Source organism: Microcystis sp. LE19-131.1A (genome assembly GCF_027532015.1).
Taxonomy (GTDB): Bacteria; Cyanobacteriota; Cyanobacteriia; order Cyanobacteriales; family Microcystaceae; genus Microcystis; species Microcystis ichthyoblabe_A.
This window is the reverse complement of the sequence record NZ_JAPZSS010000236.1, coordinates 44,737-54,197: the sequence shown is the minus strand read 5'-3', so window position 1 is coordinate 54,197 and position 9,461 is coordinate 44,737. Positions and strand designations below refer to the sequence as shown.

Here is a 9,461-nt window from a genome sequence, read left to right as displayed (position 1 = left end):
AAGAGAACCAAATAAAAATTGATGATTGTTGTCTGTTGAGGTAAAATTATTAAGTTGGAAATATTAATTAATCAAACTGTTCTGCGATGACGAAAAAGGCTGTGACTTTAGAAATTCCTGAATTAATACAATTTTTAGTTGAAGAATTACATGACTTACCCGATGACAGAAAACCAGGAAACAATACCAAATATCAGGTAGAAGATGCAGTTAAGGCGGCTTTTTCGGTTTTTTTTACTTGGATAGCCACGGATCCCACTAATAGCGGTGATAGGGATTATTTAATTATCGGGGATCTCAATGCCTACGCCCAAGAAGACCCAATTCGAGCGCTCGAATCCGCCGGATATACAAATTTAGTGGGTCAATTTGGGGGTATTAACGCTTATTCCTACGTTTTCGATGGTCAAGCTGGTTATCTTGACCATGCTCTCGCTAATGCTAGTTTAGCCTCTCAGGTAACGGGAGTGACAGAATGGCACATTAACGCCGATGAACCTAGTGTTTTCGACTATGATGACAATATCGTTGACCCCGGGGAAAATCCCTCCAATCCTCCCTTAAACCCCTCTGCACTCTACCAAGTCAACCCCTATCGTACCAGTGATCACGATCCCGTTTTAATTGGTTTAAATTTAACCACCCCCCAACCCTTTAAACTGCAATTATTCCATTTTTCCGACAACGAAGGCGGAATTTCAGCCCTTGATGATGCCCCGCGCATGAGTGCGGTGTTAAATGCCCTCAAACAGCAGGACATCGATAATGACGGTGTAGCAGGTTTTGCCAATACCCTCACCCTTGCGTCTGGAGATGCCTACATTCCGGGGCTATTTTTCGGGGCCAGCGAACAGGTATTCGGGGCAGTTGGCCGCGGTGATATCCAGATTCTCAACAATTTGGGAGTACAAGCGAACGCTTTTGGCAATCATGAATTTGACCAAGGTACAGCAGTTGTCCGTAATTTGATTCTTCCCAATGGCAACTATCCTGGTACAAATTTCCCCTATCTCAGTTCTAATCTTAATTTTGCCCCCGATACCAACTTAGCCAGTTTAGTGACTGCCGATGGTCAGGAAGCGAGTACCATTGCTAATAAAATCGCGAAGAGTACGGTGATTACCCTGTCCGATGGCGAGAAAATTGGCATTGTTGGGGCAACTACCCCGATTTTACGCTCAATTTCCAGTCCGGGTAACGTGGGAGTTTCTCCTGCTAATCCAGATGACCTTGATGCTTTAGCGGCCATTATTCAAGCTTCCGTCGATGCACTTTTGGCCGCTAATCCGGGGATGAATAAGGTCGTTTTGTTAGCCCATATGCAACAATTATCGATCGAACAGGCCCTAGCAGAACGTTTACGCAATGTCGATATTATCGTCGCTGGTGGTTCCCATACTCGTTTAACCGACGAAAATGACCGTTTACGCGCCGGAGACACCTTCCAGGGCGTTTACCCCATTGTCAAAACTAACCCAGAGGGAAAACCGGTAGCGGTAGTTAATACCGATGCCAATTATAAGTACGTCGGGCGCTTAGTTCTCGATTTTGATAGCAATGGTCATATCATTCCCGAAAGCTACAATCCCAATATTAGCGGCGCTTACGCCACCGATGCCCAAGGGGTGACGGAAGTGGGGGGAACAGGATTAGAAGACCCCGAAATTCGGGCGATTACCAATTCCCTCAGAGGGGTTATTAACGCTCAAGAAGGCAATTTCTTCGGTTTTACGCGAGTTTTCCTCAACGGTCAACGGTCGGGGACAGGATTAGATGGAGTTCGCCAACAGGAAACCAACCTCGGCAATATTACCGCCGATGCTAACCTAGCTGAGGCCAAAAAAACCGATGCTAACGTGGTTATTTCCCTGAAAAATGGCGGTGGTATTCGCAATAGCATTGGCAGTATCATCGTTCCCACCGGTACGGAAGCAGTACGGGTAGCACCGGAAGAAGTACCCGGAGTGAAACCGGCCGGGGGAATTTCAGAAGTAGCGATTAAAAATGCCCTCAGTTTTAATAATTCCCTCAGTCTCACCACTGTCACTGCTAGTGAATTAAAGGGGATTTTGGAGTATGGTCTGGCGGCTAGTACAAACGACCCTGCTAATTCCCAAGGCCGTTTCCCGCAAGTGGGAGGAATGGCCTTCAGTTTCGACCTTGATGACCCCGCTGGCAGTCGGATAAAATCTTTGGTAATCAAGGATGAAAACGGCACAGTTATCGATGTGGTGGTTCAAAATGGCGCAATTGTCGGTGATGCTAATCGTAGCTTCCGCATGGTGACGCTTTCTTTTCTTCTTGATGGCGGTGATGGTTATACCATTCCCCAGCGCAATCGCGTCAATTTGCTAGGCAGTACACCCAACTTCACTGGTAACGCAACTTTTGCCCCCGATGGTACGGAACAGGACGCTTTTGCGGAGTATTTACGGGCGAATTTCTTCAATCAACCCTTTTTAGGGGAAGATGTGAGCAGAGAATTTGATACCCGTCTGCAAAACCTCAATTTCCGCAGTGATGAAGTTTTGCGTTCCACTCGTTCGGGTACGGCCGGCATTGATAATCTAGTGGGTACTACCGGTGATGATGTCTTAGTCGGGTTTCAAGGTCGCGACACCCTAACTGGTTTAGGTGGTAAGTACCTAAGCAAAATTAATTACACATTTCGATAAAGCTTTTGCCTCTTGCCTATTGCCTCTTGCCTGTCTTCACTAGGAAATTTATTTTGCATGACTACTTAATGATTTCTTTGTTTATGTCAGTTTGAGCGATCGCAGTGATACTATTACTGATTTTACCGTCGGCAGCGACAAAATTGTTCTCACGCAACTGCTTAATAGTTTGAATTACACCGGCAGTAATCCCATTGCTGATGGTTATATCACTTTTACTGCTCGTGGTAGTAGTACGGTTCTAAATATCGATACTGATGGTTTTGGAACTGCCGCAAGTCCTTTACCCCTAGCGTTAATTAATAACGTTGCGGTGGTGGTCTTGAATAACCTTGCCAATTTCCTGTTCTAGTTTTTTTTGGTGGGCTATCAATGCCCACCGTTTTTTTTAAGGAGTAATTTCCATGAATAAAGTTGCTGTAATCACAGGTTTAGCCCTAGCATATTTTGCGGTCAATGTCAATAGTTTACAAGCGGCAAATATCACCTACAATTTTCAAGGTGTTATAACTTCTGGAAGTCTGAATGGGACTTATTCCGGTTCGGTCAGTTTCGATGATGCGGCGATTACAGGCGTAGATTTTGAATCTATCCCCTTGACCAATATTAGTTTTAATCTCCTCGACCATAGCTTTAATCTCGCTTCGGCCGATGCCCCTCCCGTGGCTAATTATTTCGATGGGACTTTTATTGGCATCGATTATAGTGTCACCTCTACTAATGCCTTCTTTCCCATCGCTAATTTTGCCCTGACTAGCGGATTGTTTAACCTCAGTGAAGCGGCTTTTACCTATAGTCCTCGCTTGGGTATTGCAGGACAAGGTAGCCTAACTTTTAGCAAAGTTCCTGAACCTTCTATGGTTATCGGTTTAATTACTTTAGGAGGAATAGGTCTTGTCTTTCGCAAAAGGCCCTAACTAATTTGAGACCAAAACGCCTACCTCAAACTAATGGGTAGGCGTAGTTTATCGGTTACTCTACTTAGGGTTTGCTGAATAAATGGAAATGTAGGCAAAGTTAGGGTTTTGTGGCTTTTCTCGTGAAACAGGTGCAAGATTTTGAGAGAATCGTGCTTCAAAACCTTGCGTCTTCATCGGCCCGCGTCCTCTAGGGGCGAAGCATTCGGGTAATAACCTATCGGTGAAACCGTAGATTTTCTATCCGAATGCTTCGCCCGTACTTTTCAGCAAGCCCTACCTAAACTCTCTGTAAAACTCTGGCATAGACAAAATCAGCCAACTGTGTACCCGACCAGAAACCGTGGTCAGCATCCCATTGGAAGTGAACCCCCAGATAAATACGGCTGCGACCATTTTCCAAAGCCGCCGAACTAAAACTATTATAGGTGCGTTTAATCCCCTCGGCTTTAGGATCGTCCGTGTCGGCGGTAAAAGTGACGTTATCAGTACCAAAGAAATTACGCATAATCCCAGCGTGGGCCGCCCCAAAAGTGGAATGACCAGAAACATAGGCAGGGAAAGCGGGACTAAAACGCTGACCGGCGGGATTAATTGATAGGGGTTGCCAATTGGGATCAGCTTCGGTTAAAAGATTACCATCTTGATCCGCCAGACGGATCGCTGTTTCCGGTCGCCAGAGATTAATCGGCAGCCGGTACTTAGCATCCCACGCGACAATAGCGGCATCACCCATGACTAAACCCACTAGGGCAAATAAACGCGCTGTTTCCAGTAGAGATAAATTTCTTTGTTGGGCAACAATTTGGGTAATGCGGAACAGATGGCCAGGGGGTTTATAGGTTCCATCCACATCATTCGCCCAGAAAAAGGCAATTATAGCCTCTTCAGCAGTACGCACAGGGGAATTGGCCGCCCCTAACAGTTTGACTTCGTTAAACTGGGCCGCATATTCAGGACTAAGGAGAAGGTCGATTTTATTAGCATAGTTACCCGGAAAGGGCGGCCGAAATTGACTCCCAGAAGTCATGACAAAGGGAGTCACGTCTGGCCATTGGGGGGCAACCGCATCCCCAGATCCTGTCGGTCGCCAATCCCCCGGCTGATTACCCGGTTTATACAGGGGAGGTTGGTCAGAACCGTCATTCTGACGCAGGGTGAGAATCGAATCGGCCACGGCCTGCCCAAACGTTTTACCTTTGGTATCGGCATCGGACATCTTAACCACGTTTAATCTTTGCAGGGATGTATCCAAAGCAGTATTAAAAGTCATGGTCAGATTGACATAAATCCGGCTAAGAATACGATGGGCCGCATAAACCGCCGCTATTTCAGGAGAAGTACCGGGATCAGGCTTTAACTTTAAATTGCTAGGATAGGGACTGTATAAATTCCCCGAAAGGGCATTAATGGCGTTAAACATCGCCACCTGTAACATCGCCCCCGCCCGGGCAATCGGTGTCGGACCGCCACCAATTTTCCGAATAGTTTCTAAAAAAACGTCATTCCACTCGATAATTACGTTCATATCGTTGCCTCCTTTAATATCGCAACTTTGACTTAACAGCCCCAGTCTATTGGATAAGTTTAACAGTAACCATAGAAGTTTAGGCTGTTAACAAGAAGTTAAGTGACATAAATCCCACTTTAAAGCACTGGCAATTTGTCAACTACTTTTTACAAAAATTAACTATTGCAGTTATTACTTATCAGATTTGACTGTTCAATTCACTGATGACTGTTTACTGATAACCGAAAACCCCCCTACTTCCCACTTTTCTATAGCGATTTAGTCTGATTGACGATTCGATCGTAAAATAGCAACAGATCAAGAGAGTACAGGTCAAATATGCCGAAATTTGTTGTCTGGGGTAGTTATTGTGAAAACGTGCTGGAAAAACGCGCACCCTATCGTCAAGCGCATCTAGAGGGATTAAATCAACAGAAAGAACGGGGAATTCTCGTTACTATCGGACCAACGGCAGATTTAAGCCAAGTTTTCGCAATTTATCAGGCAGCCAGCGAATCAGAAGTGCGAGAATTAATCGAATCGGATCCCTACTGGCAAAATGGCATCTGGACAGAGTACCAAGTCAAGGAATGGATTCAAGTCATCTAAGGGGGCTATCAGCTATATTTTTCTATAAGGGTGTTGTCATAAAATTTTCCAACTACGCAACTAATCAAACTCATCTCCGGTCAAGTCTGAGGATATTGTCAAGGATAAACCGGAGTTATCCCTTATCGATTCCAGCTGACAGCTGATAGCTTGCCTACTTTTTGCTTATTGCCATGGTTTACATCAAAAAGGTCGAACTCTCACACTTCAAATCCTTCGGGGGAACGACTCCTATACCCTTTTTACCGGGGTTTACGGTGGTTTCTGGTCCAAATGGTTCGGGAAAGTCGAATATCCTTGACGCATTGCTATTTTGCTTGGGATTAGCTACTTCCAAGGGAATGCGGGCCGAAAGATTACCGGATTTAGTCAATCATAGCTATAACAGTCAACGTCATAGCTCAGAAGCGAGTGTTTCGGTGACTTTTGATATTGCCGATATTCCTGACGCAACCGATAGGGATTGGACGGTTTCCCGACGCTTAAAAGTGGCTAAGGGGGGCAGCTATACTTCTACCTACTATATCAATGGGGAAACCTGTACGGTTAGTGAACTTCACGACCAATTAAACCGTTTACGCATCTATCCCGAAGGGTACAACGTGGTGTTACAGGGGGACGTAACCCGAATTATCAGCATGAATGCCAAGGAAAGACGGGAAATTATCGACGAATTGGCAGGAGTAGCCGAATTTGACCGCAAAATTGAGAAAACTAAGGAGAATATCGATTCGGTTAAAGAAAGAGAAGAACGCTGCCAAATTATTGCCACAGAATTGCAAAAATCTCTGGAGAAATTAGCACTCGATCGCATTAAAGCCGAAAAATACCAAAAACTCAAGGCCCAAGTCCAAGAAAAGCAACAATGGGAAATTGTCCTCCATTGGCAAAATCTCCAGCAGCGCTGCCAGCAATTACAAGGACAAATTCAAGCTGGGGAAAGGGAAAAACAGGTTTTAACGGAAACTATCGCCAATTTATCCGAACAAATCGCCCAAAATAGTCAAGAATTAGAGAAACTCAATCAACAGGTTAAAGCTTTCGGGGAAGATGAACACCTGTCCCTGACTTCCCGATTAGCGAGTCAACAGGCCAAACGACAACAACAGCAACAACGACAAAAAGAGTTAGAAAACCTCGAAAAAGAATCTCAGGCACAGAAAAACAGGCTTTCAGAGGAAATTAATCGCTACAATCTCGAATTAAATCAGATTACTGCCCAAAAAAGCCGTTTAGAAACTGAAATTTTACCCAATCTCCTACGGACAACCCAAACCGCAAGGGAAACCCTAGAAAACTATCGTCTGCAAGCAAGTAGTCTCGCGGAAGCGTCAGAAGCTTGGGTAAAAGAACAAAGTGACCTTTCCCGCAATATTACCCGTCTTCAGGAACAATTAAACCCCTACCGTAGCCAACGGGCCCAATTGACCGAAAGATGCGATCGATTGCAAACTAATATAGTAGAAGCTGGTCAACGTCTGCAAGAATTAGAGCAAGTTATTAGCACAAAAACAGAAGAAAGTCAAGAAATATTACAAAAAATTAATCAATCGGAACCAGATATCCAAAATTTAGCCCAAAAACTCACCATTGCTGAACAAAATCGCGTTATCAGTCAGGACACCCAAAAACGTCTGCTCAAGGAACAACGGGACAAACAGAGGGAATTAGATAAACTGGAAGCGACTAAGCAAGCGCAACAGGAGGCCCAGGGAACCTATGCCACTCAAATATTATTACAGTCAGATTTGCCCGGAATCTGCGGATTAGTGGCACAATTGGGCGAAGTAGAAGAACGTTATCAAATTGCTCTGGAAATCGCCGCCGGAGGTCGTTTAGGTCATGTAGTCGTCCAAGATGATAGCGTTGCGGCTGCCGGAATTGCCTTACTAAAACAGCGTCGCATCGGTAGGGCCACTTTTTTACCCCTGAATAAAATTCGTCCTCCCCGTCCCCAGGATATTTCCTCTCTGCGTCATGCGCGGGGTTATCTGGATTTAGCGGTGAATTTAGTTAAGTTTCAACCCCAGTATCGGGAGGTTTTTAACTATATTTTTGGCAGTACGGTGGTTTTCGAGGATATAGATTCTGCCCGTTATTATATCAATCAATATCGCATCGTTACTTTGGATGGCGAGTTATTAGAGATGACTGGCGCTATGACTGGAGGCAGCCAACCGACGCGATCGGGGCAACGTTTTGGTAAAATTTCTCCGAAGGAGTCTAGTGAAGCGGAATCTCTACGGGAAAGATTAGCAGAAATCGATCGCATTCTTACCCGCAACGAAGAAAAAATTACTCAAGTTAATAATCTTATCAGTCAATTAACCCAACAGTTAACCGAAACCCGTCAAAGTCATCGGGAAAATCAATTATCTCTACAACAATTAAGCAAGGATTTACAACGTTTAACCACAGAAAAAGAGGATTTAACCCGTCAATTATCGGGCCAGCAAGAGGAAATTACTATTTCTCGTCAACGGTTAGAGGTATTAACCAGAGAAATTCCTGAGTTAGAGTTATCTTTACAGCAAGAACAGGAGAAATTAACTGCTTTAGAGGCCAATCATACCCATAGCGAATGGCAACAGGTACAGGGAATAATTCGCGCTCAAGAATTAGAGTTACAAACCCAAGAAAATCACCTCGCTACAGTCCGCGAACAGTTAAAAGATTTACAAAGTCAACAAATCAGACTAGAGGAAAAAAGTCAAGAGTCTGCGGATAGAATTATTGAGATTGAGAAAATAATTACCGATGCAGTTAATCAGAGAAATATCGGTAATCTGGAGATAGAAAAACTTGATCACCATATTTTAGAAATCAATCAAGCTTTACAGCAATTATCGCAACAACTAGGGGAAACCAAGCAAAAAAGAGACCAATTAGAGACAGTTTTGCGACAACAACAAAACCAACAACAACAGACTATCTGGCAATCGGAGAAGTTAGTCAACAATCAAGAGGAAAGACGAGCATTACTAACCACTTTACAGACAGAAATTAGTCAACTAGAAAGCGACTTACCCAATCCCTTGCCCGAAATTCCCGAAAGTGAGCGGGATTTCGAGAAAATTCAAAGCGATATTCGGCAGCTACAAAAGAAATTAGAAGCTTTAGAACCTGTGAATATGTTAGCTTTAGAAGAATACCAAAAAACCAAAGAGAGATTAGATGAACTATCAGAAAAACTGCAAACTCTTGAAGGAGAAAGAACCGAACTACTTTTACGCATAGAAAACTTTACCACCCTCAGATTTAATGCTTTTCAGGAAGCATTTACTGCTGTTAACGAAAACTTTAAGAATATATTTGCTACCCTGTCCGATGGTGATGGTTACTTGCAATTAGAAGACGAAAATGACCCCTTTAATGGTGGCTTAAATCTGGTGGCCCATCCGAAAGGAAAACCCGTACAGCGATTAAGTTCCATGTCTGGAGGTGAAAAATCTTTAACCGCTTTAAGCTTTATTTTTTCCCTACAAAGATATCGTCCTTCTCCCTTTTATGCCTTTGATGAAGTGGATATGTTTTTAGATGGGGCAAATGTGGAGAAATTGGCCAAAATGATTCAAAAACAAGCACAACAAGCGCAATTTATTGTTGTTAGTTTGCGTCGGCCGATGATTGAAGCATCGGAAAGAACCATCGGTGTCACCCAAGCACGGGGAACCCATACACAGGTACTAGGAATTAAAGTTTAACCTTAGACGCAAGTGGGGTGTGGGGTGTGGGGTGTGGGGTGTAGGG

General features: G+C 44.1%; 5 protein-coding genes and 2 pseudogenes. 6 read left to right on the top strand and 1 reads right to left on the bottom strand.

What is annotated here, in order from left to right; all coding sequences use genetic code 11:
- Positions 1-86: 86 nt before the first annotated feature.
- From O9323_RS17300 to O9323_RS17285, 4 genes and pseudogenes are all read left to right on the top strand, one after another.
- A pseudogene (locus O9323_RS17300) lies at positions 87-239 on the top strand (ISNCY family transposase); the annotation flags it as partial.
- Positions 240-2,675, top strand: a pseudogene (locus O9323_RS17295) (5'-nucleotidase C-terminal domain-containing protein); the annotation flags it as partial. It abuts the pseudogene before it with no gap.
- Between the two features lie 91 nt (positions 2,676-2,766).
- Entirely contained in the window at positions 2,767-3,027 is a 261-nt protein-coding gene (locus O9323_RS17290) for a type I secretion C-terminal target domain-containing protein (protein WP_002754380.1), read from the top strand.
- 52 nt (positions 3,028-3,079) lie between these two features.
- Positions 3,080-3,592 (top strand): PEP-CTERM sorting domain-containing protein, encoded by a 513-nt coding sequence (locus O9323_RS17285; RefSeq protein ID WP_002754381.1) that lies wholly within the window; start codon positions 3,080-3,082, stop codon positions 3,590-3,592.
- Positions 3,593-3,872: 280 nt separating this feature from the next.
- Here the strand turns inward: O9323_RS17285 and O9323_RS17280 are convergent, their stop codons facing one another.
- Positions 3,873-5,120, bottom strand: a complete 1,248-nt coding sequence (locus O9323_RS17280; protein WP_288125474.1) for a vanadium-dependent haloperoxidase — start codon at positions 5,118-5,120, stop codon at positions 3,873-3,875.
- A 321-nt stretch (positions 5,121-5,441) separates the two neighbouring features.
- Between O9323_RS17280 and O9323_RS17275 the strand changes: the two genes are divergently transcribed.
- Both O9323_RS17275 and smc read left to right on the top strand, forming a co-directional pair.
- On the top strand, positions 5,442-5,711 hold the full coding sequence (locus O9323_RS17275; RefSeq protein ID WP_193977283.1) for a YciI family protein: 270 nt from the start codon (positions 5,442-5,444) through the stop codon (positions 5,709-5,711).
- A gap of 173 nt (positions 5,712-5,884) precedes the next feature.
- Positions 5,885-9,415: a chromosome segregation protein SMC gene (smc, locus tag O9323_RS17270; RefSeq protein ID WP_288125473.1), complete on the top strand. Its 3,531-nt coding sequence runs from the start codon at positions 5,885-5,887 to the stop codon at positions 9,413-9,415.
- Positions 9,416-9,461: the final 46 nt, after the last annotated feature.

Coding starts and splice junctions, on each gene's coding strand:
- O9323_RS17285 (WP_002754381.1), top strand. CDS start 3,080: ATGAATAAAGTTGCTGTAATCACAGGTTTAGCCCTAGCATATTTTGCG.
- O9323_RS17280 (WP_288125474.1), bottom strand. CDS start 5,120: ATGAACGTAATTATCGAGTGGAATGACGTTTTTTTAGAAACTATTCGG.
- O9323_RS17275 (WP_193977283.1), top strand. CDS start 5,442: ATGCCGAAATTTGTTGTCTGGGGTAGTTATTGTGAAAACGTGCTGGAA.
- smc (WP_288125473.1), top strand. CDS start 5,885: ATGGTTTACATCAAAAAGGTCGAACTCTCACACTTCAAATCCTTCGGG.